Annotated in this window: 21 protein-coding genes and 2 pseudogenes; 13 read left to right on the forward strand and 10 right to left on the reverse strand. The window is 66.1% G+C overall.

All coding sequences use genetic code 11. From position 1 onward, the window contains the following. Nucleotides 1-34: 34 nt before the first annotated feature. The 4 genes from FFS09_RS00285 to FFS09_RS00300 are packed head-to-tail and all read right to left on the reverse strand — an operon-like array spanning nucleotide 35 to nucleotide 4,061. Nucleotides 35-1,057: a Bug family tripartite tricarboxylate transporter substrate binding protein gene (locus FFS09_RS00285; RefSeq protein ID WP_137916868.1), complete on the reverse strand. Its 1,023-nt coding sequence runs from the start codon at nucleotides 1,055-1,057 to the stop codon at nucleotides 35-37. Next, on the reverse strand, nucleotides 1,054-1,935 hold the full coding sequence (locus FFS09_RS00290) for an HpcH/HpaI aldolase/citrate lyase family protein (protein ID WP_137916869.1): 882 nt from the start codon (nucleotides 1,933-1,935) through the stop codon (nucleotides 1,054-1,056). Before FFS09_RS00290 ends, FFS09_RS00285 begins: the two co-directional genes overlap by 4 nt. Nucleotides 1,936-1,938: 3 nt before the next feature. Further along, entirely contained in the window at nucleotides 1,939-3,147 is a 1,209-nt protein-coding gene (locus FFS09_RS00295; protein ID WP_137916870.1) for a CaiB/BaiF CoA transferase family protein, read from the reverse strand. Further along, on the reverse strand, nucleotides 3,144-4,061 hold the full coding sequence (locus tag FFS09_RS00300; protein ID WP_137916871.1) for an HTD2 family dehydratase: 918 nt from the start codon (nucleotides 4,059-4,061) through the stop codon (nucleotides 3,144-3,146). Before FFS09_RS00300 ends, FFS09_RS00295 begins: the two co-directional genes overlap by 4 nt. Before the next feature lie 41 nt (nucleotides 4,062-4,102). Between FFS09_RS00300 and FFS09_RS00305 the strand changes: the two genes are divergently transcribed. Continuing rightward, the gene (locus FFS09_RS00305; protein ID WP_137916872.1) at nucleotides 4,103-5,044 is read left to right on the forward strand and encodes a LysR family transcriptional regulator; all 942 of its coding nucleotides are present in this window, start codon (nucleotides 4,103-4,105) and stop codon (nucleotides 5,042-5,044) included. Here the strand turns inward: FFS09_RS00305 and FFS09_RS00310 are convergent. Beyond that, on the reverse strand, nucleotides 5,036-5,971 hold the full coding sequence (locus tag FFS09_RS00310) for a LysR family transcriptional regulator (RefSeq protein WP_171019800.1): 936 nt from the start codon (nucleotides 5,969-5,971) through the stop codon (nucleotides 5,036-5,038). The genes FFS09_RS00305 and FFS09_RS00310 overlap by 9 nt on opposite strands. 124 nt (nucleotides 5,972-6,095) lie before the next feature. Between FFS09_RS00310 and ilvD the strand changes: the two genes are divergently transcribed. Beyond that, nucleotides 6,096-7,802 carry a dihydroxy-acid dehydratase gene (gene ilvD, locus FFS09_RS00315; protein WP_137916874.1) on the forward strand — a complete coding sequence of 569 codons (1,707 nt, stop codon included), beginning with the start codon at nucleotides 6,096-6,098 and terminating at the stop codon, nucleotides 7,800-7,802. Between the two features lie 9 nt (nucleotides 7,803-7,811). On the opposite strand, the gene FFS09_RS00320 is transcribed toward ilvD, so the two are convergent. Further along, nucleotides 7,812-8,057, reverse strand: coding sequence for a TIGR04438 family Trp-rich protein (locus tag FFS09_RS00320; RefSeq protein WP_137916875.1), 246 nt, complete (start codon nucleotides 8,055-8,057; stop codon nucleotides 7,812-7,814). Between the two features lie 124 nt (nucleotides 8,058-8,181). On the opposite strand from FFS09_RS00320, the gene FFS09_RS00325 reads away from it, so the two are divergent. Next, nucleotides 8,182-8,487 (forward strand): c-type cytochrome, encoded by a 306-nt coding sequence (locus tag FFS09_RS00325; RefSeq protein ID WP_137916876.1) that lies wholly within the window; start codon nucleotides 8,182-8,184, stop codon nucleotides 8,485-8,487. Between the two features lie 72 nt (nucleotides 8,488-8,559). Here the strand turns inward: FFS09_RS00325 and FFS09_RS00330 are convergent, their stop codons facing one another. Together FFS09_RS00330 and FFS09_RS00335 are read right to left on the reverse strand one after the other, a co-directional pair. Then, on the reverse strand, nucleotides 8,560-10,080 hold the full coding sequence (locus tag FFS09_RS00330; protein WP_137916877.1) for an FAD-dependent oxidoreductase: 1,521 nt from the start codon (nucleotides 10,078-10,080) through the stop codon (nucleotides 8,560-8,562). An 80-nt stretch (nucleotides 10,081-10,160) separates the two neighbouring features. Continuing rightward, nucleotides 10,161-10,916 (reverse strand): IclR family transcriptional regulator, encoded by a 756-nt coding sequence (locus FFS09_RS00335; RefSeq protein WP_137916878.1) that lies wholly within the window; start codon nucleotides 10,914-10,916, stop codon nucleotides 10,161-10,163. A 111-nt stretch (nucleotides 10,917-11,027) separates the two neighbouring features. Between FFS09_RS00335 and FFS09_RS00340 the strand changes: the two genes are divergently transcribed. Genes FFS09_RS00340 through FFS09_RS00350 form a run of 3 tightly spaced genes read left to right on the forward strand, consistent with a single transcriptional unit; the run spans nucleotide 11,028 to nucleotide 13,641 of the window. Further along, nucleotides 11,028-11,999 carry a Bug family tripartite tricarboxylate transporter substrate binding protein gene (locus tag FFS09_RS00340; protein WP_502703702.1) on the forward strand — a complete coding sequence of 324 codons (972 nt, stop codon included), beginning with the start codon at nucleotides 11,028-11,030 and terminating at the stop codon, nucleotides 11,997-11,999. A 23-nt stretch (nucleotides 12,000-12,022) separates the two neighbouring features. After that, complete coding sequence (locus tag FFS09_RS00345; RefSeq protein WP_137916879.1) at nucleotides 12,023-12,706, forward strand: RraA family protein; 684 nt, start codon at nucleotides 12,023-12,025, stop codon at nucleotides 12,704-12,706. Further along, entirely contained in the window at nucleotides 12,703-13,641 is a 939-nt protein-coding gene (locus FFS09_RS00350; protein WP_252374175.1) for an NAD(P)-dependent oxidoreductase, read from the forward strand. Before FFS09_RS00345 ends, FFS09_RS00350 begins: the two co-directional genes overlap by 4 nt. Before the next feature lie 12 nt (nucleotides 13,642-13,653). On the opposite strand, the gene FFS09_RS00355 is transcribed toward FFS09_RS00350, so the two are convergent. Further along, nucleotides 13,654-14,643, reverse strand: a complete 990-nt coding sequence (locus FFS09_RS00355) for a Bug family tripartite tricarboxylate transporter substrate binding protein (RefSeq protein ID WP_137916881.1) — start codon at nucleotides 14,641-14,643, stop codon at nucleotides 13,654-13,656. 122 nt (nucleotides 14,644-14,765) lie between these two features. Continuing rightward, a complete protein-coding gene (gene acs, locus FFS09_RS00360; protein ID WP_137916882.1) occupies nucleotides 14,766-16,748 on the reverse strand; it encodes an acetate--CoA ligase in 1,983 nt (660 codons plus the stop codon). Nucleotides 16,749-16,928: 180 nt separating this feature from the next. Between acs and FFS09_RS00365 the strand changes: the two genes are divergently transcribed. The 7 genes and pseudogenes from FFS09_RS00365 to FFS09_RS00395 form a co-directional block, all read left to right on the forward strand. Further along, a complete protein-coding gene (locus tag FFS09_RS00365) occupies nucleotides 16,929-17,528 on the forward strand; it encodes a TIGR00645 family protein (RefSeq protein ID WP_137916883.1) in 600 nt (199 codons plus the stop codon). A 386-nt stretch (nucleotides 17,529-17,914) separates the two neighbouring features. Then, nucleotides 17,915-19,114, forward strand: a complete 1,200-nt coding sequence (proV, locus tag FFS09_RS00370; RefSeq protein WP_137916884.1) for a glycine betaine/L-proline ABC transporter ATP-binding protein ProV — start codon at nucleotides 17,915-17,917, stop codon at nucleotides 19,112-19,114. A 23-nt stretch (nucleotides 19,115-19,137) separates the two neighbouring features. Further along, entirely contained in the window at nucleotides 19,138-20,292 is a 1,155-nt protein-coding gene (gene proW, locus FFS09_RS00375; RefSeq protein ID WP_252374176.1) for a glycine betaine/L-proline ABC transporter permease ProW, read from the forward strand. A gap of 98 nt (nucleotides 20,293-20,390) precedes the next feature. Beyond that, nucleotides 20,391-21,359, forward strand: a complete 969-nt coding sequence (gene proX / locus FFS09_RS00380; protein ID WP_252374183.1) for a glycine betaine/L-proline ABC transporter substrate-binding protein ProX — start codon at nucleotides 20,391-20,393, stop codon at nucleotides 21,357-21,359. 98 nt (nucleotides 21,360-21,457) lie between these two features. Next, complete coding sequence (gene proX, locus FFS09_RS00385) at nucleotides 21,458-22,483, forward strand: glycine betaine/L-proline ABC transporter substrate-binding protein ProX (RefSeq protein ID WP_171019801.1); 1,026 nt, start codon at nucleotides 21,458-21,460, stop codon at nucleotides 22,481-22,483. Between the two features lie 148 nt (nucleotides 22,484-22,631). Further along, nucleotides 22,632-23,225: pseudogene (locus tag FFS09_RS00390) on the forward strand (type IV toxin-antitoxin system AbiEi family antitoxin domain-containing protein). Further along, nucleotides 23,222-23,622, forward strand: a pseudogene (locus FFS09_RS00395) (nucleotidyl transferase AbiEii/AbiGii toxin family protein); the annotation flags it as partial. The pseudogenes FFS09_RS00390 and FFS09_RS00395, both read left to right, overlap by 4 nt. Nucleotides 23,623-23,629: the final 7 nt, after the last annotated feature.

A 23,629-nucleotide genomic window follows, 5' to 3' on the forward strand; every position in this document is an offset into this window, starting at 1 on the left:
GACACCCGATCGACCTGGTTCGCCTTCCGAGCGCCTACTCCACCTTCACGCCACCGGCCTTGATGACGGTGCGCCAGCGGGCGATCTCGGTCTCGATCAACCTGGCGAACACGGCGGGCGGATTCGGCGTGGCCTCCGCGCCTTCGCTGGCCAGGCGGCTCGCGATCTCCGGCGTGTTCAACAGGTCGTTGATCTGCCGGTTGAGCTTGGCAATCAGCGCGGGCGGCGTCGCGGCCGGCGCCACCACGCCGTACCACTGGTCGGCCTCGAAGCCGGGGTAGCCCATCTCGGCGACCGTCGGCCAATCCGGCACTGCCTTCACGCGCTTCGGCGACGACACCGCCAACGCCCGCAACTGCCCCGACTTCACCTGCGCGATGACCGCTGGCACGCCCGTGAACATCATCTGGATCTGCCCTGCAATCAGATCGTTCACCGCCGGCCCCGTGCCCTTGTACGGCACATGCTGCAGCTGCGTGCCGGTCTGCAGCTTGAAGTATTCGGTGGCGATGTGGGCCGCGCTGCCGTTGCCGGCGGAGCCGTAGTTGATCTTGCCCGGGTTGGCCTTGGCGTAGGCCACGAGCTCCTTCACGTTCTTCGCTGGCACCGACGGGTGCACCACAATCACGTTGGGCACACGCGCCACCCAGGCCACGGCGGCGAAAGCCTTCACCGGATCGTAGGGCAGGCTCGGGTAGAGCGAGGGCGTGACGGCCAGCGTTCCGATGTGTCCCATCAACAAGGTGTAGCCGTCGGCCGGTGCCTTGGCCACTTTGTCGGCGCCGATGCTGCCGCCGGCGCCCGGCACGTTGTCGATCACCACGGTCTGACCCCAGGCCTGCGTCAGCTTCTGGCCGATGGTGCGCCCGAGGATGTCGGTCGAGCCGCCCGGTGAGAACGGCACGACCAGGCGGATCAGCCGGTTGGGATAGGCGGTCGTCGCGTCCTGCGCCTGCGCCCAGCCGGGCAGCGCGCCTGCCGCCGCGGCCGCCAGCAACGACGTGTTGAAACGGCGCCGGTCTGCGCGTCGGGGTTCTGTCCTGGTGGTCTCTTTCATGCTCTTGTCTCCTGCTTGTGGATGAATGCTGCTTGCGCCATGGCCATCACGGCCTCTGCCCGGCGCACAAAGGGCGCGTCGACCATCACGCCGTCCACGAGGTATGCGCCCGCGCCGGCCGCCTGCGCGTCCTGGCTGGCTTGCACGACTTTCATGGCGTGGTGGATCTCTGCCGCGCTGGGCTGGAACGCCTCGTTGGCGAGTGCGATCTGCCTCGGATGGATGCACGACTTGCCGATGAAACCGAGACCACGCGCCATGTCGGCCTCGGCGCGGTAACCGTCCGGATCCCCGACGTCGGCGAAGGCACCATCGACGGCATACACGCCGGCCTCGCCCGCGGCCATGGCGGTGGCGAACATCACGCTGCGCACGTGCGCGGGATCGCGCCGCCGAATGCCCAAGGGCTCGAAGAGGTCGGCATAGCCCAGTTGCAGGCCGGCCACGCGCGGGTGGGCCGTGGCGATCTCGAGCGCGAGGCGCAGTGCGCGGGGCGTTTCAATGTTGAGCAGCAAGCCGATCGGCGCGGTCACCCCGTTGCGTTCTTCCGCGCGCTGAACGGCTGCGACGGCCCGCTGCACGTCCGAAGCCGATTCGGGCTTGGGCAGATTGATCAGCGCCAGGCCGGTCTGTGCGACCGCCGCCACGTCGGCCTCGAAGTGCGCGGTGTCCAGCGCGTTGACCCGTACGATGATGGTCTTGCGGGTGGCCGCGGCGTCTGGCGAATCGAGAAACGCGCGCACGCTTTCGCGCGCCTGCGCCTTGCGCGCTTCCACCACCGCGTCTTCGAGATCGATGGAGATGGCATCGGCGTCGCCCGCGAGCGCTTTGGCGAAAAGCTCCGGACGCGATCCGGGCACGAAAAGTTTGCTTCGCATGGGTCAGTTCCTGTCGCTGGCGTCCAGCCGATTCAACGTGCACAGCCGTGCGATGGCATCCGCGTCGAGACCGGCTTGCGCAAGAACCTCATGGGTGTGCTCGCCCCGTCTGGGCGGCGGCAGGTAGTCGTGCCTCGCGCCGGAAGCCAGCCGATTGGGCAAGCCGATGTTCCAGATCGCCCCCTCGCTCGGGTGCGCCACGCGCTCCAGCAGACCGACGTCGCGAAGGTGCGGGTCGTCGAGCAGCGTCTCGAGCGTGTGGTACGGCATGGCGGGCACGCTGGCGCGGTCGAAGATGTCCAACCACTCCGCCGTTGTGCGCTCGCGCAATGCGCCCAACCTGAACTCGAAGTACGCCTGCACGTTCTCGAAGCGCGCGGCCACGGAGCAGAAGCGTGGGTCGGCCTTCATTTCGGGCTTTCCGATGGCGTCGAAGAACGCAAACGTCTGCGCGTCGGTGTTGGCGGACAGGCAGATGTGGCCGTCGCGGGTCGGTAGTGGCCGGTTCCGGGGATCGAGGATGCGGGGATCACCCGTGCCGCCCAGCGGCGGATCGAAGCTGCGCAGCGCCATGTGCTCCGTGAGCATGAACGCTGCCATGTTCTCGAACATGGGCACCTGGATCGCATCGCCCAACCCGGTCTTCTCGCGGCGGTACAAGGCCATCAGGATCATCTGCACGGCAATGAGTCCGACGGTGTGGTCGGCCATCAGCACGGGTGCGTAACAGGGCTCGCCATGCAACCGCTCCATGGCGCCCGAGACGCCGCTGGCGCCCTGGATGATCGTGTCGTACGCGGGCTTGTCCGCGTACCGGCCGCTTTGGCCGAAACCGGCGAGCCAGCAATGGATGAGCCGCGGGTGGTCCGCGCGCAGGGCCTCTGCGCTCAGGCCCGCGCGCTCAAGCGCGCCACCGCGCATGTTCACCACCACCACGTCCGCCTTCGAGCACAGGCCGCGCAGTGCCTCGCGTGCAGGCTCGGTCTTGAGGTCGAGCACCACCGAGCGCTTGTTCCGGTTGAAATGCAGGAACTTCGCCGACAGGTCCCCTGACGGAGAGCTGCCGCCGAGCTTGCGCAGCAAATCGCCCTCGGGCGGCTCGACCTTGATGACATCCGCGCCATAGTCGGCAAGGAACTGCGTGGCCACCGGGCCGACGACGACCGAACTCAGGTCGATCACCCGGATGCCCTCGAGCGGACCGCCGCTCACGATGCCGCCCCCAGATCGATCTCGACGCGCATGGCGAGCGCGCCATCGGCATCGAGCGCCCAGGCCAGTACCCGATCGGGTCCGGTGTGCGCCATGCGCAGCGTCACCGTGCGATCGGCGAACAACGGCTTCAGGTTGCGCGAGCGCGATGCGGCAATGGCGCGGCCGGTACGGTCTGCCACAGCGTCCCACAGCTTCATCGTCGTCAGGCCTCCGTTGACCACCAGGCCGGGGTAGCCCTCGACGTCGCGTGCGTAAGGCAGGTCGTAGTGGATGCGGTGTGCATTGAACGTGATGGCCGAATAGCGAAACAGCAAGGTGGCGTCGGGCTGGTAGCACGCCTCGAATTCCGCCATCGGCGGCTCGGGGGCGGCTGCGGCGGCAACGGCCGGGCTGTCGCCCGCAGGTCCGCGGTACACGATGTCCTGGTCTTCTTCGATCAGCACCAGGCCGGCAACGTTGCGAATCTCGTGCCGCACGGTGACGAAACACATGGCCCCGCTGCGACCGTTCTTGGGAACGATGCGGTGGATCGCACTGGTGCGCGTGACGGCGTCACCCACGTGCAGGTCGTTGACGAAACGCACCTGGCGTCCGGCGAACATCCGACGCGGAAGCGGGATGGGTGGCAGGAAGTCGCCCTTCGCCGGATGTCCGTCGGCGGCCAGCGCCGACTGCAGCTCACAGGGGGAGAACAGGATCTGATACCAATACCCGGGGATGCGATCGCCGACTTTGGCGGCACTCGGCTTGTCGAGCAGCGCGGCCAGTCGCCGGGTCGCATTCAACCCGACAACGTCATCTGTCTGCTGGCGCCGGCCAACCCATTCCGAGAAGGACGGCTCGTTCTGCAAAGTCTCCGTGTGTGTCATGCGCCGAATTCTGCGGTCGGACTTGTTTTGCGTGAAGCGCATTTATCAACAGTAATAAACGCACAAAACGCGATAATGAAAACATGACAAACCGACTCGACATCCTCGGTGTACAGGCTTTTGTGTCGATCGCCGAACTCAGCAGCTTCCGCTCCGCGGCCAATCATCTGCACCTGTCCGAGTCGGCGCTCGGGCGGCGACTGAAGAAGCTGGAAGACGGCCTGGGTATCCGGCTGGTGAACCGAACCACGCGGACCGTGGCGCTCACACAGGAGGGCGCCGATTTCCTGCCCAAGGCGCGCCGCGTGGTCCAGGATCTGGCGGCTTCGCTGGACGATCTGCGCACAGGCGACGCGCGGCCGTCGGGAACCGTCAAGGTCGGCTGCCTGCCCACGCTTGCCGCCCTTTTCATGCCGGCGCTGTTGCGCGCCTACACGCACGACCATCCCCAGGTGCGCATCCAGCTCTTTGACCGCTCTGCCACCGAGATACGCGAAGCCGTGTTGAACGGCGAAATCGACTTTGCCATCACCGTCCCGGGCGCGACCCACCACAGGCTCGATGCCGACAAACTGTTCACCGAGCGGATGGTCGTCGTGTGCCCCGCCGGTCACGCCATGGCACGACGCGCCAGCGTGACATGGCGCCAGCTCAGCGGCGAGTCGCTGATCAGCATCGGCACGCTGAGCGCCAACCGGGCGTTGATCGACGGCCTGGTTCAAGACCAGGCGATCAACCTCGCATGGACGTACCAGGTGGAGCACCTGTCAACGGCGGTGGCCTTGGTGGCGGGTGGCAGCGGCGTGGCGATTCTTCCCAGCGCAGCGGTCGTCGAAAGCGCGGAGGCCATGATCGCGGTGGTGCCCTTGCGGGCGCCGGTATTGCACCGCGACGTTGTGCTGTTGCGCCGCAAGTTTCCGATGTCCGCCGCATCGCAGCGCTTTGCCGAGCTGGTCAGACACGACTTGCACGGATGGCGAACACCAGCGCCTGCTCCCGGGCGGGAGCGGAACGGCTCAGCCTGACTTCGGAGGTGCCCACTCGGCGAACTCGACAAAGTGGGCCAGTGCCGGGCTGACCGCATCCGAACGCCAGACCAGGCTGGTTTCGCACGCCGGCAACGCCTGCCCACGCGCGGGCCGAGGGCTGCGGTAGACCACGCCCGGGCGCTGAAACTGCCGCACGCTTTGCGGCACCCAGGCCACGCCCAGACCGGCCGACACCAGGTTGACGATGGTCTGCATCTGGATCGCCTCTTGCGCCACCCGAGGCGCCCTGCCCGCGGCGTTGTACAGCGCGAAGATGGCGTCGTGCAGCGTGGGCAGGATGCGCCGCGGAAAGATCACCAGCGGCTCGTTGAGCAGCGCCACCAACCCCGGATGGCTCTTCTCGGCCAGCGGGTGCGATTCGGGCAGCGCCACCACGAAAGGCTCGCTGGCAATGCGCGCGTGCGACAGGCCCGGCGCCAGGAAACCGGGCGAGTGCAGCACCATGCCCGCGTCGACCTCGCCGCGCGCCAGCAACTCCAGTTGCACGTCGCCCGTGGCCTCGATCAGCTCCAGCGCCACCTGCGGCCAGCGCTGGCGAAAGGCGCGCACCCAACGTGGCAGCAACTCGAAACCCACAGTGGACACGAAGGCCAGCCGCAAGCGCCCCATTTCCCCCGCGGCGGCGGCGCGCGCCAGTTCGGGCAACCCCTGCGCGCGGTTCAGCACGTCGCGCACCTCCGGCAACAAGGCCACGCCTGCGGGCGTGAGCTGCACGCTGCGCTTGGTGCGGTCGAACAGGCGCACACCCAGTGCCTGCTCCAGCCCGGCAATGGCCTGCGTGAGCGGTGGCTGCGTCATGTGCAGGCGCGCGGCCGCACGGCCGAAGTGCAGTTCTTCGGCCAGCGCGGCGAACTGGCGCCATTGGCGCAATTCAATGCGCAAGGTTTTCACGGCCTCATTCATATGCCATGCATATTACTGGAAGCCTCCAAACCAATTGGAAACCGCTTCCCACCTGACGCATACTGGCGGCCGACAGTGACAGACCGGCGACGTCCGGCCCTTCATCCCCCACGAAGAGACACCCATGGCAGACAGCAAAACCATCTCCATCAAGCCCATCAACAGCCGCAGCGCCAACATCACGCAAGGCAAGTCGCGCGCACCCAACCGCTCCATGTACTACGCCATGGGCTACGAGGAAAGCGACTTCAAGAAGCCCATGGTCGGCGTGGCCAACGGGCACAGCACCATCACCCCCTGCAACAGCGGCCTGCAGAAGCTGGCCGACGCAGCCGTGGCCGGCATCGAGGAAGCGGGCGGCAACGCGCAGATCTTCGGCACGCCTACCATCTCCGACGGCATGGCCATGGGCACCGAAGGCATGAAGTACTCGCTGGTGAGCCGCGAGGTGATTTCGGACTGCATCGAGACCTGCGTGCAGGGCCAGTGGATGGACGGTGTGGTGGTCGTCGGCGGCTGCGACAAGAACATGCCCGGCGGCATGATGGGCATGCTGCGCGCCAACGTGCCCGCCATCTATGTGTATGGCGGCACCATCCTGCCGGGCCGCTACAAGGGTGAAGACCTGAACATCGTCAGCGTGTTCGAGGCCGTGGGCCAGAACGCCGCCGGCAACCTGAGCGACGAAGACCTGCGCGAGATCGAGATGCGCGCCATTCCCGGCACCGGCTCCTGCGGCGGCATGTACACGGCCAACACCATGTCCTCCTCTTTCGAGGCGTTGGGCCTGAGCCTGGCCTATTCGAGCACCATGGCCAACCCGCACGACGAGAAGCAGAACTCGGCCAAGGAATCGGCCAAGGTCTTGATCGAGGCGATCAAGAAAGACATCAAGCCGCGCGACATCGTGACCAAGAAGGCGCTGGAAAACGCCGTCGCGGTGATCATGGCCACCGGTGGCTCCACCAACGCGGTGCTGCACTTCCTGGCGATCGCGCACGCGGCCGACGTGGAATGGTCCATCGACGATTTTGAGCGCATCCGCAAGCAAACGCCGGTGCTGTGCGATCTCAAGCCCTCGGGCAAGTACCTCGCGGTCGACCTGCACAAGGCCGGCGGCATTCCGCAGGTCATGAAGGTGTTGCTCAAGGCCGGCCTGCTGCACGGCGACTGCCTCACCATCACCGGCCAGACGATCGCCGAGGTGTTGAAGGATTTGCCCGACGCGCCGCGCGCGGACCAGGACGTGATCCGCCCGATCGACAAGCCGATGTACGCGGAAGGCCACCTGGCCATCCTGAAGGGCAACCTCTCACCCGAAGGCGCGGTGGCCAAGATCACCGGGTTGAAGAACCCCGTGATCACCGGCCCGGCGCGCGTGTTCGACGACGAGCAGTCGGCCCTGCAAGCCATTCTGGACGGCAAGATCAAGGCCGGCGACGTGATGGTGCTGCGTTACCTCGGCCCCAAGGGTGGCCCCGGCATGCCCGAGATGCTGGCGCCCACCGGCGCGCTGATTGGCGCGGGCCTGGGCGAGAGCGTGGGCCTGATCACCGATGGCCGCTTCAGCGGCGGCACCTGGGGCATGGTGGTGGGCCACGTGGCGCCCGAAGCCGCCGCAGGCGGCACGATTGCGTTCGTCAACGAGGGTGACTCCATCACCATCGACGCCCACAAATTGCTGCTCGAACTCCACGTGCCCGAAGCGGAAATCGCCAGGCGCCGCGAGGGCTGGACCGCGCCGGCACCGCGCTACACGCGCGGCGTGCAGGCCAAGTTCGCGTTCAATGCGTCCAGCGCCAGCAAGGGCGCCGTGCTCGACAACTACTGATCCGAAGTCTCAGCGCGAGCGCCGCTTGGTCTTGATGCCCAGGTTCTCGCGCTGTTTGTCGATGCGGTCCTGCTTCTTCTGGTCCATCTTCTCCATCGCCTTGCGCTTGGTGTAGCCGGTGGTGTCGGCCCAGGCCCACCAGGCCACGGCCAGCGCGAAGGGCGTGAGGACCACCCACCAGGACCAATCGGCCACGATGCCGAACTCCAGGTACTTCAAAAGCAACAGCACAACGCCGGCGATCAGCAAATACATCACAAACTCCGGTAAAGGCCCCGTGAAGCGGGCAAGCAACTGTAAGCGTTCGTTTCGAAGGACCCTTGGCTCGATAAAATCCACCGCACGATCTCCCTTTCGAGATCCAACAGAAGGACAACCCATGAAACGTGCTCTCCTGATTATGGCTGCCATGACCACGCTGGCAGCGCCCGCGATGGCCGACGAAGCCCTGGCCAAGAGCAAGAACTGCATGGCCTGCCATGCGGTGGACAAGAAACTCGTGGGCCCGTCGTACAAGGACGTGGCCAAGAAGTACGGCAGCGACGCCAAGGCCGTCGACGCGCTGGCCGTCAAGATCATGAAGGGCGGCTCCGGCGTCTGGGGCGCGATCCCGATGCCCGCGAACCCGCAGGTCAGCGAAGCCGATGCCAAGAAGCTGGCGGCCTGGGTGCTGAACCAGAAGTAAGGCCTCTCGCGCCAGAGGAAGCCCGCTGGAATCCAGCGGGCTTTTTTGTGCGCGGGCTTCAGGGAGCCTCGGCTACGGCGACTGGCTGCGGCTGTCGAAGTAGCTCTGCAACACACCGGGCGACCCGCTCGGGTCGGCCAATGCCACATAGGTGTCGGGTCGCAGCAGGTACGCGGCGTCGCGCGCGAAGCCCACCGCCTCATGTTCAGCCCGCCAGGGGAACACGTGCAACGCCAGGCCTTGCCGCGCGCACCAGGCCTTCATCTCGGGCGAGGCATCGCCGTACACATGCACCTGCCACGCGATCGCTCTCAGCGAACCGTGGTTGTCCAGGCCGGGCGCCGACACCCAGGGAAGCCGGTCTCCGCCCTGCACGCTGCCCGCTCTGCCCTCGCTCAACATGCTGCCGTGGTAGTTCAACGTGGTCTGCGAAATCATGCGGAACAGGGTTTCGCGCACGCTCTCCATCTTGTAGGCCACGCTGGCCAAGAGCGGCGCGATGCGGATGCGCACGAAATCCGCGAAGCTGCTGTCCGCCGTCACGAAGGTGAATATCCGGTCGGTGGTCTCCACCAGCTTGTGGGCAAACGCCTTGCGCTCCTGTTCGTAGCTGTCGAGCAAGGCGTCCGGCGCGCGCCCCTTCAACACCGCGGCCAGCTTCCAGGCCAGGTTGATCGCATCGGCGATGCCGGTGTTCATGCCCTGCCCGCCCGCGGGACTGTGCACGTGGGCCGCGTCGCCGAGCAGAAAGGCGCGGTCCTTGCGGAAATGGTCGGTGACACGGTGGTGCACGCGGTAGGTCGAAAACCAGTTCAACGCCTCCACCTTCAGGCCCAGGCCTTCGATCGCCTGCTGGTCCACGTCGTCGAAGGTCAGGGTTTCGGCACGGTCCGCGCGTTCGTCCTGCACCGTGCCGATCAGGCGGACCAGCCCATTGCCATAGGGAAAGACCACGACGAAGTCGGCACTGTCGAGGGCGATGTGCGCTTCATCTGCCGGCTCCAGCCCGCTCAAGCGAACGTCGGCGACGTAGAACACCTGCTTGTAGGTGCCTCCTTCGAAGCCCGCGCCCATGCGATGCCGAATGGTCGAGCTCGCACCGTCGCAGCCGCCGAGGTAGCGGGCCGCGCACACCTGTTCGCTCCCGTCCGGCATGCGCAGGCGCGCCTGCACCCGGTCGCCGACGTCTTCAAAATCAATGAGTTCTGTTTGCCGCTCCACCGCGACGCCCAGCGTTTCCAGCCGGCGGATGAGCAGGCGCTCGTGCTGGTCTTGCGGATGGACCAGGACGTAGGGATACGGCGTGATATCGGCCCCCGCATCGCCCAGCACCAGGCGCGCGCGGTGTTGGCCTTTCGCCCAGAGGTTGATCGTGAGATTGGGATGGCCTGCCGCGACCGCCTCGTCGGCGATGCCCAGTTGGCGGTAGAGCTCCAGCGTTCTGGCCTGCACCGCCATGGCCCGCGAGGTTTCGCCCGGCCCGGTGCTCTTGTCGATGATGCGGACCGACACACCCTGCTGCGTCAGCCACAGCGCCAGCACAAGGCCGGTGGGGCCCGCACCGACCACGAGAACGTCTGCTTGTTGAACCATCGGGCCTCCGGGAACAGGGCGCTGAGGCCTTTGGTTGTCGCAGAACGTCTGGTCAGGGTCAAGTCGGTGGCCGCCAACGGTCAGGGATGCCAGTTCGACACCACCGGCGGGGTGTTCGCGGAACGGCTCCCCGCCAACGCGTAGGACAGTTCGTTGGCCGCACGGATGACGTGCCTGGCGTACTTGGCCAGTTTGGTTTTCGGCAGCCGGGAACTCGGGCCCGAAATGCACATGGAGCCGAGCAGCCGCCAGCTCAGCCCGAACACCGGCGCCGCCACACTGGACACCTCCGCTTCCCGCTCTCCCAGCGACAGGTGGTAGCCCCGCTTGCGGATCTCTTCGTACGGTTCGCCGCGCTCGCCGCTGAACGCCAGGATCACGCGCCCCGGCGCCCCTCTGTCGAGCGGAAGCCGCTCCCCGATGCGCACGTGGTGGCGCACCGAGTGCGGACCTTCCACGCGTGAGATGCAGGCGCGGATGGGCCCTTCCCGGACATAGAAGGACGCGCTTTCGCCCGTCAGCGTGACCAGTTCGCGCAGCACGGGTTCGACCACGAAGTTCACGTCAAAGCCGCGCTGGTACCGCGCCCCCAGCCACCCGGTGGCAGGGCCCAGCCGCCATTGGCCGTTGTCTTCCTGGACCATGTAGTTCGACATCGACAAGGTGCGCGCCAACCGCAGCACGGTGGTCTTGTGGATGCCGGTGCGGCGGCTCAGTTCGGCGAGTGACAGCGTGGACTCGCCGGCTTGAAACGCCTCCATGAGCGACAGCGCCCGCGTGACGGCGGTGACGCCGCCGCCTTGTGCCTCTTCATCGCCTTCGGACGAATTTCGCATCTTGCACCATGGTTCACCGTACGAAACGGCATTGTAGCCAGCGCAACGAATGAATACAGTGCGACCCACAGCGAATCTGCCCGCTGCACAAACGAACTGGAGACACGCACCGTGAACATTCCCCGCCGCCTTCTTCTGGGCCTCGCGCTCGCCACCACTTTCGCGAGCAGCGTCAGCGCACAGGCCTGGCCCAACCGCCCGATCCGTTTTGTCGTGCCGTTTCCCGCCGGCGGCGGCACCGACCTGATCGGCCGCGAGGTCACCCAGAAGATGACCGACGCGACCAGGTGGAACATCGTGGTGGACAACCGGCCGGGCTCGGGCGGCAACATCGGCATCGACAGCGTCGCGAAGTCGCCCGCCGATGGCTACAACCTGGTGCTCGGGCAAACCAGCAACCTGGCCATCAACCCGACGCTGTACAGCAAGCTGCCCTACGACCCCGCCAAGGACCTGACGCCCATCTCGCTGGTCGCCAGCGCGCCGCTGGCCCTGGTGGTCGCCACGAACTCGAAGTACCGCACGCTGGCCGACCTGATCGCAGGGGCCAAGGCCAACCCCGGTTCGCTCAATTTCGCGACCTCGGGCAACGGCACCGTCGCGCACCTGGCGATGGAGCTGTTCCAGCGCGAAGCCGGCATCAAGCTGCTGCACATCCCGTACAAGGGCGCGGCCCAAGGCATCAACGACGTGATGAGCGAGCGGGTGGAGGTCTATGTGTCGTCCATCCCCACGCTGATCGGCCACATCAAGAACGGCAAGATGCGCGCGCTGGCCGTGACCTCGCTCAAGCGCGTGGACGACCTGCCCCAGACGCCGACCATTGCCGAGTCGGGCTACAAGGATTTCGAGGCCGTCACCTGGTTCGGCGTGCTCGGCCCGGCGAACCTGCCCAAGGACATCACCGCGCGGCTGAACACCGAGATCAACAAGGCGCTGCAGACGCCCGCGCTGCAGAAACAACTGAGCGAACAAGGTGCCGACGTGAAGGGCAGCACGCCCGAGCAGTTCGGCCAGCTGGTGCGCGACGAAATGGCCCGCTGGGGCAAGGTCGTCAAGGACTCTGGCGCCAAGCTCGACTGAACCCCGCAACCCCAGGAACCTCCGTGAAATCCCCAGACATCCTGCGCGACTTCGAGCGCGCCTCTCCCGAACTCGTGCAACAAGCCGGCGCGTTCCAGGCCGCGATCCTGGCCGACGTCGCCGGTCGCCGCGGCGCCTTGCACGGCCGCATCGCGGCGCTGCGCCCCAACATGAAAGTGGTGGGCACCGCCCTCACCGTGGACGTGCGCCCCGGCGACAACCTCATGATCCACGCGGCCATGATGTTGGCCCAACCCGGTGACGTGCTGGTGATCGACGGCAAGGCCGATCAGACGGCCGCTCTCATGGGCACCATCATGATGACCGCGTGCCAGAAGCTGGGCATCGCTGGCGTGGTGGTGGATGGCGCGGTGCGCGACTCGCTCGAGATCGAGGACATGGGTTTCCCGGTGTTCAGCGTCGGCACCAACCCGAACGGGCCGACCAAGCTCGTGCCGGGTCGCATTGGCCATCCCGTCTCGGTGGGCGGCGTGGTGGTTCGCTCGGGCGACCTCGTGCTCGGCGATGCCGATGGCGTGGTGGTCGTCGAACGTAAAAAGCTGGCCTCGCTATTGCCGCTGGCCGACAAGAAGGTGAAGGACGAAGCCGCGCGCATCGCCGCGATTCAGCAAGGCGACACCACCGCCAAATGGCTCGACGCGGCGCTGCGTGCCGCCGGCGTGCTCCAGGCCGGAGAACAGCTGTGAGTGCTGCGGTCCATTCAGAGCGGCCCGCGCTGCTGGTGACGGCAGCAGACCTGGCGCCGCAGGCGCTCGCCCTGCTGCGCGACTTCGATGTCGTCTACGCCGGCAAGTCGCCCTCGGACGACGACATCGCGCGCTTGTGCAAGACGCACAACCCCGAAGCCATCATCGTGCGCTACGGCAAGATCGGTGCGCAGGCCATGGACGCCGCGCCGGCCTTGCGCGTGATCTCCAAACACGGCAGCGGCACCGACACGATCGACAAGGTGGCGGCCCAGGCGCGCCACATCGAGGTGCGCGCCGCCGTGGGTGCGAACGCGGCCGCGGTCGCGGAACAGGCGCTGGCGCTGCTGCTGGCCTGCGCCAAATCCGTGCCGCACCTGAACACCCGCATGCACGCGGGCCATTGGGACAAGGCCTCGCACAAGAGCGTGGAACTCGCCGGCCGCACCATCGGTCTCGTGGGCCTGGGCGCCATCGGACAACGTTTTGCGCGCATGGCGCTGGCGATGGACATGCGCGTGTTGGGGTACGACCCTTACGCGCGCGATGTGCCGCCCGGCATCGAGGTGGTGAACGATCTGGACACGGTCTGGCGCGAGGCCGATGCCATCTCCCTGCACTGCCCGCTGACCGAGGACAACCGCGGCCTGATCAACCGCGACACGCTGGCGCGTTGCAAGCGCGGCGTCATCGTCGTGAACACCGCGCGTGGCGGTCTGATCGATGAAGCCGCCCTGCTCGACGCCATCCAGTCCGGCCAGGTGTCGTCGGCGGGCCTCGACAGCTTCGCCGACGAACCCATGGCGGGCGGGCACCCGTTCCAGGGGCACGAGCGCATCGTCCTCAGCCCGCACATTGGCGGGGTCACGTCCGACGCGTACGTGAAGATGGGCGTGGCCTCCACGGAGAACGTGCTGGCCGTGTTGCGCGCCTGAGCCTGGCGCGACTCAGTTCGCGCTCAGATCGATCTTCGCCGCCACCGCCTCGAAGGCCTTGAGTTCGCTGGACAGCTTGGCGGTGAACTGCGCCGGCGTCACGGGTTGCGCCGCCACGTTGCCCTGCGCCACCAGCGCGTTCTGGAACTCGGGTGTCTGGATGATCGCGTTGATGTCGGCGTTGATCTTCGCCACGATCGCGGGCGGTGTGCCGACCGGCGCGAGCACGCCGTGCCAGGTGCCGATGGTGAAGTCGGGGATGCCGGCTTCGGCGAACGTGGGCACGTCCTTCAGGTAAGGAAAGCGCTGGTTCGACGTGACCGCGAGCGGGCGCAGCTTGCCGCCCGACACGAAAGCGGTGATGGAGCCGGGCGACGGGAACGACATGTCGACCACACCGCCGACCAGATCCGTCATGCCTTGCGCCGCGCCCTTGTACGGCACGTGGACCATCTCGGTGGCGGTGCGCAGCTTGAACATCTCGCCGGCCAGGTGTGGAATGCCACCAACGCCCTGCGATGCGTAGGTGAATTCCTTCTTCTTCGCGCGCAGGGCCGCGACCAACTGGCCCACGTTCTGGTATGGCGACGCGGCATTCACCACCAGCACGTTGGGCACGTCCACCGTCAGCGCGATGGGCGCGAAGGACTTCTCCACGTCGTAACGCAGACCCTTGACCACGAACTTGTTGAGCGTGTGGCTGGTCGCGGTGACCAGCAGCGTGTAGCCATCGGGCTTGGCGCTGGCGACCGCCGCGGCGGCGATGGTGCCGTTGGCGCCAGCGCGGTTCTCCACGACGACCGACTGGCCCCATTTGGCGGCGAGCGCCTGGCCCACGAGCCGGGCCGACTGGTCGATCGCGCCGCCGGCGGCGTAGCCCACCACCAGGGTGACGTTGCGGTTCGGGAAGTCCTGCTGCGCGTAGGCAGTCCCGCAAGCGAGGGACGCGGCGAAGGCGCAGCAGGCGAGCAGAGCGCCGCGGCGGCCGAGAGGTTCTTTCATCTTGTCTCCGTTGAGCCCGCTCAAATGGCAGGTTTGCCGCGCATCCTAGGAAGCGCGCCGGCGGGCGTCAACGAGAGACTTCGGACTTTTCTACAGGAGAAAAGTTGGATACCGTCACGGTGTCAGTTGTTCTCCGACAACTGATCCAGGATCGCCGGATTCTCAAGCGTCGACGTGTCCTGCGTGATCGCCTCGCCCTTGGCGATCGAGCGCAGCAGGCGGCGCATGATCTTGCCGCTGCGGGTCTTGGGCAGGTTGTCGCCGAAGCGGATGTCCTTGGGCTTGGCGATCGGGCCGATTTCCTTGCCCACCCAGTCGCGCAGCTGCTTCGCAATCGCCTTGGCCTCGTCGCCCGTGGGGCGCGAACGCTTGAGCACCACGAAGGCCACGATGGCTTCGCCGGTCAGGTCGTCCGGACGGCCCACCACGGCCGCTTCGGCCACGAGATCGGTCTTGCCGACCAGCGCCGATTCGATCTCCATCGTGCCCATGCGGTGGCCCGAGACGTTGAGCACGTCGTCGATGCGGCCGGTGATGCGGAAGTAACCGCGGTCGGCGCTGCGCACCGCGCCGTCACCCGCCAGGTAGTAGCCCTTGAGCTCGTCGGGGAAGTAGCTCTTCTTGAAGCGCTCCGGGTCGCCCCAGATGGTGCGGATCATCGCGGGCCAGGGCTTCTTCACGACCAGGATGCCACCCGAGCCATTGGGCACGTCGTTGCCCGCTTCATCGACGATGGCGGCCGTGATGCCCGGTAGCGGCAGCGTGCACGAACCCGGCACGAGCGGCGTGGCGCCGGGCAGCGGCGTGATCATGTGGCCGCCGGTTTCGGTCTGCCAGAAGGTGTCCACGATGGGGCAGCGTTCGCCGCCCACGTTCTTGTAGTACCACATCCAGGCTTCGGGATTGATGGGCTCGCCCACCGAACCCAGCAGGCGCAGGCTGGAAAGATCGGAGCGCGCCGGGTGCACTTTCTCATCGCCCTCCGACGCCTTGATGAGCGAACGGATCGCCGTGGGCGCGGTGTAGAAGATCGTGACCTTGTGCTTCTCGATCGTCTGCCAGAAGCGCCCGGCGTTCGGGTACGTGGGCACGCCTTCGAACACGACCTGCGTGGCGCCGGCGGCCAGCGGGCCGTAGGCCACGTAGGTGTGGCCGGTCACCCAGCCGATGTCGGCCGTGCACCAGAAGATGTCTTCGGGCCGCAGGTCGAAGGTCCAGTTCATCGTCAGGTGGGCCCACAGCAGGTAACCACCGGTGCTGTGCTGCACGCCCTTGGGCTTGCCGGTGGAGCCCGAGGTGTAGAGCACGAACAGCGGATGTTCGGCGCTCACCATTTCGGCCGGGCAGTCGGTCGACTGGCTGGCCATGGCCTCGTGCATGAAGGTGTCGCGTCCCGCGACCATGTTGCAGGCGGTGGGTGTGCGCTGGAACACGATCACGTCCTTGATCGTGTCGCAGCCACCCATGCCGATGCCTTCGTCCACGATGGCCTTGAGCGGCAGCTCCTTGCCGCCGCGCAACTGGTAGTTGGCGGTGATCACGGCGACAGCGCCCGCGTCCTGGATGCGCTCTTGCAGCGCCTTGGCGGAGAAGCCGCCGAACACCACGCTGTGCGTGGCGCCGATGCGCGCGCAGGCCTGCATGGCCACCACGCCCTCGACCGTCATCGGCATGTAGATGACAACCCGGTCGCCCTTCTTCACGCCGCGTGCCTTCAGCGAGTTGGCGAACTGCGAGACCTTGTTCAGCAATTCCCTGTAGGTGACCTTGGTCACCGCGCCGTCGTCGGCTTCAAAGATGATGGCGGTCTTGTTTTCGACCGGCGTGCCCATGTGGCGGTCGAGGCAGTTGTAGGAGGCGTTGAGTTCGCCGTCCTCGAACCACTTGAAGAACGGCGCCTTGGAGCTGTCCAGCGTCTTGGTGAAGGGCTTGCTCCACACCAGGGTTTCGCGCGCCAGCCGCGCCCAGAAGCCTTCGAAATCCTTGTCCGCTTCGGCGCACAGCGCGTTGTAGGCCGCCATGCCCGAGACGCGGGCCGCTTTCACGGTGGCCGGCGATGGCTCGAAGACGCGGTTTTCAACCAGGGTGGATTCGATCGCTGACATGAGAAGTCTCCTCGGATGTTGTGGGAACGGATTGGTTGGCGACTGTGCGCACGGCCTCTTACGGGCCACTTACGCGGGGCGATGGGAATAGGCAAAAACCCGAGGATACCAGCGGCGCTCCCCCTAAAATGCGGCAGCAATCCGGCCGACCGGTCGGGGCCTACGCACCCACCCTACCCCATGACAAACCCCGTCAAACCGCCTCCCGCCATCCGCGCATTGCCCAACCTGATCTTTGCCAGCCGCTGGCTGCAGCTGCCGCTCTACATCGGGTTGATCGCAGCGCAAACCATCTACGTGTTCCATTTCTGGGTCGAGCTGGTCCACCTGATCGAAGCCGCATTTGGCAGCGAGGTGGCCCTGCAGAAGCTGATCAGCAGCATCGGCTACAAGAGCGACGTGGTGCTCACCGGCCTGAACGAGACGGTGATCATGCTGGTGGTGCTGGCGCTGATCGACGTGGTCATGATCTCCAACCTGTTGATCATGGTGATCATCGGTGGCTACGAAACCTTCGTCAGCCGCATGAACCTGGAGAGCCATCCCGACCAGCCCGAGTGGTTGAGCCACGTGAATGCCTCGGTGCTCAAGGTGAAGCTGGCCACGGCCATCATCGGCATCAGCTCCATCCACCTGCTCAAGACCTTCATCAACGCCGCCAACTACGACGAGAAGGTGCTGATGTGGCAGACCATCATCCACGTGGTATTCCTGCTCAGCGCGATGGCCATCGCGATGACCGATCGGCTCATGGCGCACCCCGCCACCGACGCCCACTGAGACCGCGCCTCTGGACCTTCTTTAGGGTCTATTGAGCGCTTGCACAGGGTCATCCATGTGCAAAAGTTATAATGACACCTCAGCCACCGCGCCTACGGCCGGTGGTGCTCATGTGCTACTCGCGGATCGCCCTCGCATCCCGTCGCGGCACAGAGACTTCAAATGGCCGGTCTTCCGGCCTCGACGCCGCATCACTCCTCGCCCCGTGCCAGCCCCCTAGACCGGGCCCGCTGCATGGGCCTGTGTGATGGCAGGCGCTGGGTGTGCCGATTCGTCGCTGTCAGTGTCTGTCTGCGGTCTTGTTGACCCGGCCGGCACGCGCGTGCCCCTGCTTCTTCATGACCGTCTGCGGTGCCTTGTCAACTCGCACAGGAGGCAGCACGCTCATGGCCAAACACATCCGCATCGAACACGTTTTCAAGGTGTTCGGAGATCAACCCGATCTCGCGTTGAAACGTGTCCGCGAAGGACGCACAAAACAGGAAATCCTGGCCGAGACCGGTCAGTCCATCGGCGTGTTCGACGCCGATTTCGAGATCGAGGCCGGCGAGATCTTCGTCATCATGGGCTTGTCCGGCTCGGGCAAATCGACCCTCGTGCGCCTGCTCAACCGGCTGATCGAGCCCACGGCCGGGCGCATCCTGGTCGATGGCCAGAACATCAACGACCTGTCGGACGCTGACTTGCGGCGCCTGCGGCGCAAAGACATCAGCATGGTGTTCCAGTCGTTCGCCCTGATGCCGCACATGACGGTGCGCGACAACACCGCCTTCGGTCTGGAGCTCGCCGGCGTCAAGCCCGATGAGCGCCTGGCGCAGGCCGATCAGGCGCTGGAACAGGTGGGTCTGGCCGGCTGGGGTGACAGCTACCCCGATGAGTTGTCCGGTGGCATGCAGCAGCGCGTGGGCCTGGCGCGCGCGCTGGCGTCCGACCCCTCGATCCTGCTCATGGACGAGGCCTTCTCGGCGCTGGACCCCATCATCCGCACCGAGATGCAGAGCGAGCTGGTGCGCCTGCAGCAGGTCAAGCGCCGCACCATCGTCTTCATTTCGCACGATCTCGACGAGGCCATGCGCATTGGCGACCGCATCGCCATCATGAAAGACGGCCAGGTGGTGCAGGTCGGCACACCCGAAGACATCCTGCGCCAGCCGGCCGATGACTACGTGCGCAACTTCGTGCGTGGGGTGGATGCCGCGGCCGTGTTCAAGGCCGGCGACATTGCCCGGCAGACGCAGGTGGTCGTGTCCGAACACCCGAACCGGGGCGCGCGCGCCGCGCTCAAGCAGCTGGAGGACAAGGACCGCGACTGGGCCTATGTCGTCAGCCCCGAGCAACGTTACCTCGGTGTGGTCTCGGCGGACTCGCTGCGCAACGCGTTGCAGGACCACGAAGGCCCGCTGGGTCTGTCGCGCGCCTACCTCCCCGACGTGCAGGTGGTCCACGCGGCCCACCCCGTGGCCGACCTCTTCGGCCAGGCCGCGCAGGCGTCCTACCCGCTGCCCGTGGTGGATGCCACCGGCCGCTATTGCGGCGCCATCAGCAAGAACACCTTGCTGAAGTTTCTCGACCGCGCCGCGGTCTGACCGACATGGAAAGGAACGACTTGATGAACGACATCGACACCACCACACCGACCGCCACCCCCATCGACATGTCCGATCCGTGGATGGGCACGACCACCACCGCAGCCGACACGGGCGACGCATGGAGCGACCCGGGCGCGGCCGCGGTCAGCGACAACTGGCTTGACATGAGCAACGCGGCCACCTCCACCGACACACTGGGCGAGGGCTTTCGCATCAGCCAGCTCTGGGACGGCTCCATGCCCATCGAGCGCTGGATCAACGACGGCCTCGACTGGACCGTGAGCCATTTCCGCCCGTTCTTCCAGACCGTGCGCGCGCCGATCGACACCACCCTCACCAGCGTGGAACAGCTGCTGCAAAGCGTGCCCACGCTGGCCATGGTGGCGCTGATGGGTCTGCTGGCCTGGCAGTTTGCCGGCCGCGCCATCGCCGTCGGCACGGTGATCTCGCTGCTGCTCGTCGCCATGCTCGGCATCTGGCCCGAAGCCATGGTCACGCTCTCGCTGGTGCTGACCTCGCTGGTGTTCTGCATCGCCATCGGCCTGCCACTGGGCATCTTGCTGGCCAGCAGCGACCGCACGCAGCGCCTGATGCGCCCGCTGCTCGACGCCATGCAGACCACACCGGCCTTCGTCTACCTCGTGCCGGTGGTGATGCTGTTCGGCATCGGCAACGTGCCGGGCGTCATCGTCACCATCGTGTTCGCGCTGCCGCCGCTGGTGCGCCTGACCGACCTGGGCATCCGCCAGGTGCGGCCGGACCTGATCGAAGCCGCGCGCGCCTACGGCGCATCGCCGTGGCAGATGCTGACCAAGGTGCAACTGCCACTGGCGATGCCGTCCATCATGGCCGGCATCAACCAGGCGCTCATGCTCTCGCTGTCCATGGTGGTCATCGCCTCGATGATCGCGGTCGGCGGCCTGGGGCAGATGGTGTTGCGCGGCATCGGCCGGCTCGACATGGGCATGGCCACCGTCGGTGGCCTGGGCATCGTGCTGCTGGCGATTGCGCTGGACCGCATCACCCAGGCCTTGGGCCGCCCCGGCCGCGGCGCGCGCCACTGGTGGCAGAAGGGCCCCGCGGGCCTGGTCGTTCGTCTGCTGCGCTCCGCTCCGCAGACCGCGCGCGACATGCCGCCTGCCACCCTGCCCACCCCACCGCTTTCCACCTCCTGAGCGGTTTGCGCCCAGGTTTTTCTCCCCCCATCGAAAGGAAACCGATGACCTTCCACCCGACCAACACCCTGTGGCGATCCCTGCTCGGCGGCGGCCTCATGGCCCTGGCCCTCAACGGCCCCGCCACGGCGCAGAGCCTGCCCGGCCAAGGCGTCAAGGTGCAGCCGCTGCAAAGTTCCATTGCCGAGGAGACGTTCCAGACGCTGCTCGTGTCGCGCGCGCTGGCGAAGCTGGGTTACGACGTGCAGCCCATCAAGGAAGTGGAGTACCCCACGGCCCACGTGGCCCTCGCCAATGGCGACGCCACCTTCATGGCCGACCATTGGGACCCGCTGCACGCGGACTTCTACAAGAACGCGGGCGGCGACGCCAAGCTCTACCGACAAGGCGCGTACTCGCCCGGCGCGGCGCAGGGCTACCTCATCGACAAGAAGACGGCCGATGCCCACAAGATCACGCACGTGGACCAGCTGAAGGACCCGGCCATCGCCAGGTTGTTCGACCACAACGGCGACGGCAAGGCCGACCTGGCGGGCTGCACGCCCGGCTGGGGTTGCGAGGCGGTGATCGAACACCACCTGAACGCCTACAAGCTGCGCGACACCGTCACGCACGTGCAGGGCAGCTACGCCGCGCTGATCGCCGACACCATCACGCGCCTGAAGGCGGGCAAGCCCATCCTCTACTACACCTGGACGCCCTATTGGGTGAGCGGAGTGCTGCGCCCGGGCCATGAAGTGGTGTGGCTGCAAGTGCCGTTCTCGTCGTTGCCAGGCGAACAGGCCAAGCTCGACACGAAACTGCCCAACGGCCAGAACTACGGCTTCGTGCTCAACACGCAGCGCATCGTGGCCAACAAGCAGTTCGCCGAGAAGAACCCCGCTGCCGCCCGGTTGTTCGAGGTGATGTCGCTGCCGGTGTCCGACATCAACGCCCAGAACCTGCGCATGCGCGATGGTGAGAACAAGCCCCAGGACGTGGAGCGCCACACCGATGCGTGGATCAAGGCGCACCAGAAGACGTTTGACGGCTGGGTCGCACAAGCCCTGGCCGCCGCCAAACGCTGAGGCCCACCGGCCATGTGCACCACCGGCGGGGCCACACCGCCGGTGGTCCCTTCCACTCCTTCAACCCTTCCCCTGACAGAAAGAAAGATCTCGACCGAATGACGATGATGACGAACACCCGACACCTCACGCGCACCCTCCTGGTCACCGGCCTGCTGGCCCTGGGCATGGCCGCCGCCCATGCCTCGACCGATCTGCCCGGCACGGGCGTCCCTGTGTTGCCGCTGCAGAGCAACCTGGGCGAAGAGACCTTCCAGACCCTGCTGGTCACGCGCGCGCTGAAGCGGTTGGGTTACGACGTTCAAGCCATCAAGGAAGTCGAGTACCCCATGTCCTACCTCGCCGTTGCCAACGGCGACGCGACCTTCATGGCCAACCACTGGAACCCGCACCACGCCGAGTTCTACAAGACCGCCGGCGGCGACGACAGGCTCTCGCGCAAGGGCGTGTACGCGCGCGGCGCGGTGCAGGGCTACATGATCGACAAGAAGACCGCCGACCAGTACAACATCACGCACCTGAGCCAGCTCACCGACCCCCAGCTCGCGCAACTCTTCGACACCACCGGTGACGGCAAGGCCGATCTCGTCGGCCCCGGCGCGGGCTGGGGTGGCGAGGCCGTGGTCGACCACCAGCTGACCACCTTCAAGCTGCGCGACACCGTGAGCTACACGCAGGGCAACTATCCCGCGCTGATGGCCGACACGGTCGCGCGCTTCAGACAGGGCAAACCCGTGCTGTTCTACGCCTGGACGCCGTACTGGCTCAGCAATGTGCTGCGCACCGGGCAGGACGTGGTCTGGCTGCAAGTGCCGTTCTCGGCCATGCCGGGCGTGCAGGCCGGCACCAACACCCAACTGGCCAACGGGCGGGACTACGGCTTTCCGCTGAACAACGAATACATCGTGGCCAACAAGGCCTGGGTCGAGCAGCACCCGGCCGCCGCGAAGCTGTTCGAAATCATGGAACTGCCGATCGCGGACATCAGCGCGCAGAACCGGCGCATGCGCGATGGCGAGAACCGCCCGCAAGACATCGAGCGCCACACCGATGCCTGGATCAAGGCGCACCAGAAGACGTTCGACGGCTGGATCGACCAGGCGCTGGCGGCGGCCAGCCACTGACACCGATCGCTTCACGAAAGAGGCCGCGACGCGCGGCCTCTTTCGTGTGGTTCCTTCGCGAACGACGTCCGCTCGTGTTGTCGCTTGAATGTTCCAATTTATCGTCAAAAACTTGTTTTTAACGAAATAAAGGAACGCACTCCTGGGCATGCCTGCAGACACCCATACCCTGCGCATCCTGGATCTTGCTCGCCGGAACGGACTGCTCCGTGCCAACGATCTGGATGCGATCGGCGCACCTCGCATCGTCCTGACGCGCCTCGCGGCTTCTGGCCTGCTGGAGAGAATCGGACGCGGCCTCTACCGTCTGCCGGACACCCAGCCTTCCGAATTCGAGAGTCTTGCAAGCGTCGCCACCAAGGCGCCGCAAGCCGTGTTCTGTCTTCTGACCGCCCTGCAGTTTCACGAAGTCACCACCCAGCTCCCTCGCCATGTCTGGATCGCCATGCCACGCGCCCCGCATCGACTACCCGCCCATCAAGATGGTGCAGATGGTGGCCGATGTCTATGCGGCCGGTATCGAAGAACATCTGCGCGATGGCGTGAAGCTGCGGATTTACGGTGTGGCGAAAACGGTCGTGGACTGCTTCAAGCATCGCAACAAGATAGCCTGGACGTTGCACTGGAAGCGTTGAAAGACGTTCGCGCCCAGCGCAAAGCCACTGTGGACGATCTTTGGCACTACGCCCAGATCGGCCGCGTCGCCAACGTGATGCGCCCCTATCTGGAGGCCACAGAATGAACCGTGCAGCAGCATCCGTGCGCGCCCGCCTGCTCAATGTGGCCAAGGCGCAGGGCGTGGATTTCAATCAGTTGCTGGTGCGCTTCGCGTTGGAGCGCATGCTGTATCGCCTGAGCCAGTCCGAGCATGCCGATTTCTGCTCAAGGGCGCGCTGCTGTTCACCCTCTGGTACGACATGCCGCACCGGGCCACACGTGACGCCGACCTGCTCGGCTTCGGAGCCAGCGATCTGGCATCCGTGGTTCAGACCTTCCGCGACATCGCCCGCTTCACGGTCGACGACGGCATCGTGTTCGACCCGGCCTCCGTGGTCGCGACTGAGATTCGGAAAGACGCCGGATATGCCGGGGTACGCATCTTCATCAGTGGCGAGCTTGCCAGGGCACGCTGCAAGACCCATACGG

It is taken from the genome of Hydrogenophaga sp. 2FB (assembly GCF_005503365.1).
Classification (GTDB): Bacteria; Pseudomonadota; Gammaproteobacteria; order Burkholderiales; family Burkholderiaceae_C; genus Hydrogenophaga.

Coding starts and splice junctions, on each gene's coding strand:
- FFS09_RS00285 (WP_137916868.1), bottom strand. CDS start 1,057: ATGAAAGAGACCACCAGGACAGAACCCCGACGCGCAGACCGGCGCCGT.
- FFS09_RS00290 (WP_137916869.1), bottom strand. CDS start 1,935: ATGCGAAGCAAACTTTTCGTGCCCGGATCGCGTCCGGAGCTTTTCGCC.
- FFS09_RS00300 (WP_137916871.1), bottom strand. CDS start 4,061: ATGCGCTTCACGCAAAACAAGTCCGACCGCAGAATTCGGCGCATGACA.
- FFS09_RS00305 (WP_137916872.1), top strand. CDS start 4,103: ATGACAAACCGACTCGACATCCTCGGTGTACAGGCTTTTGTGTCGATC.
- FFS09_RS00310 (WP_171019800.1), bottom strand. CDS start 5,971: ATGAATGAGGCCGTGAAAACCTTGCGCATTGAATTGCGCCAATGGCGC.
- ilvD (WP_137916874.1), top strand. CDS start 6,096: ATGGCAGACAGCAAAACCATCTCCATCAAGCCCATCAACAGCCGCAGC.
- FFS09_RS00320 (WP_137916875.1), bottom strand. CDS start 8,057: ATGTATTTGCTGATCGCCGGCGTTGTGCTGTTGCTTTTGAAGTACCTG.
- FFS09_RS00325 (WP_137916876.1), top strand. CDS start 8,182: ATGAAACGTGCTCTCCTGATTATGGCTGCCATGACCACGCTGGCAGCG.
- FFS09_RS00330 (WP_137916877.1), bottom strand. CDS start 10,080: ATGGTTCAACAAGCAGACGTTCTCGTGGTCGGTGCGGGCCCCACCGGC.
- FFS09_RS00335 (WP_137916878.1), bottom strand. CDS start 10,916: ATGCGAAATTCGTCCGAAGGCGATGAAGAGGCACAAGGCGGCGGCGTC.
- FFS09_RS00355 (WP_137916881.1), bottom strand. CDS start 14,643: ATGAAAGAACCTCTCGGCCGCCGCGGCGCTCTGCTCGCCTGCTGCGCC.
- acs (WP_137916882.1), bottom strand. CDS start 16,748: ATGTCAGCGATCGAATCCACCCTGGTTGAAAACCGCGTCTTCGAGCCA.
- FFS09_RS00365 (WP_137916883.1), top strand. CDS start 16,929: ATGACAAACCCCGTCAAACCGCCTCCCGCCATCCGCGCATTGCCCAAC.
- proV (WP_137916884.1), top strand. CDS start 17,915: ATGGCCAAACACATCCGCATCGAACACGTTTTCAAGGTGTTCGGAGAT.
- proW (WP_252374176.1), top strand. CDS start 19,138: ATGAACGACATCGACACCACCACACCGACCGCCACCCCCATCGACATG.
- proX (WP_252374183.1), top strand. CDS start 20,391: ATGGCCCTGGCCCTCAACGGCCCCGCCACGGCGCAGAGCCTGCCCGGC.
- proX (WP_171019801.1), top strand. CDS start 21,458: ATGACGATGATGACGAACACCCGACACCTCACGCGCACCCTCCTGGTC.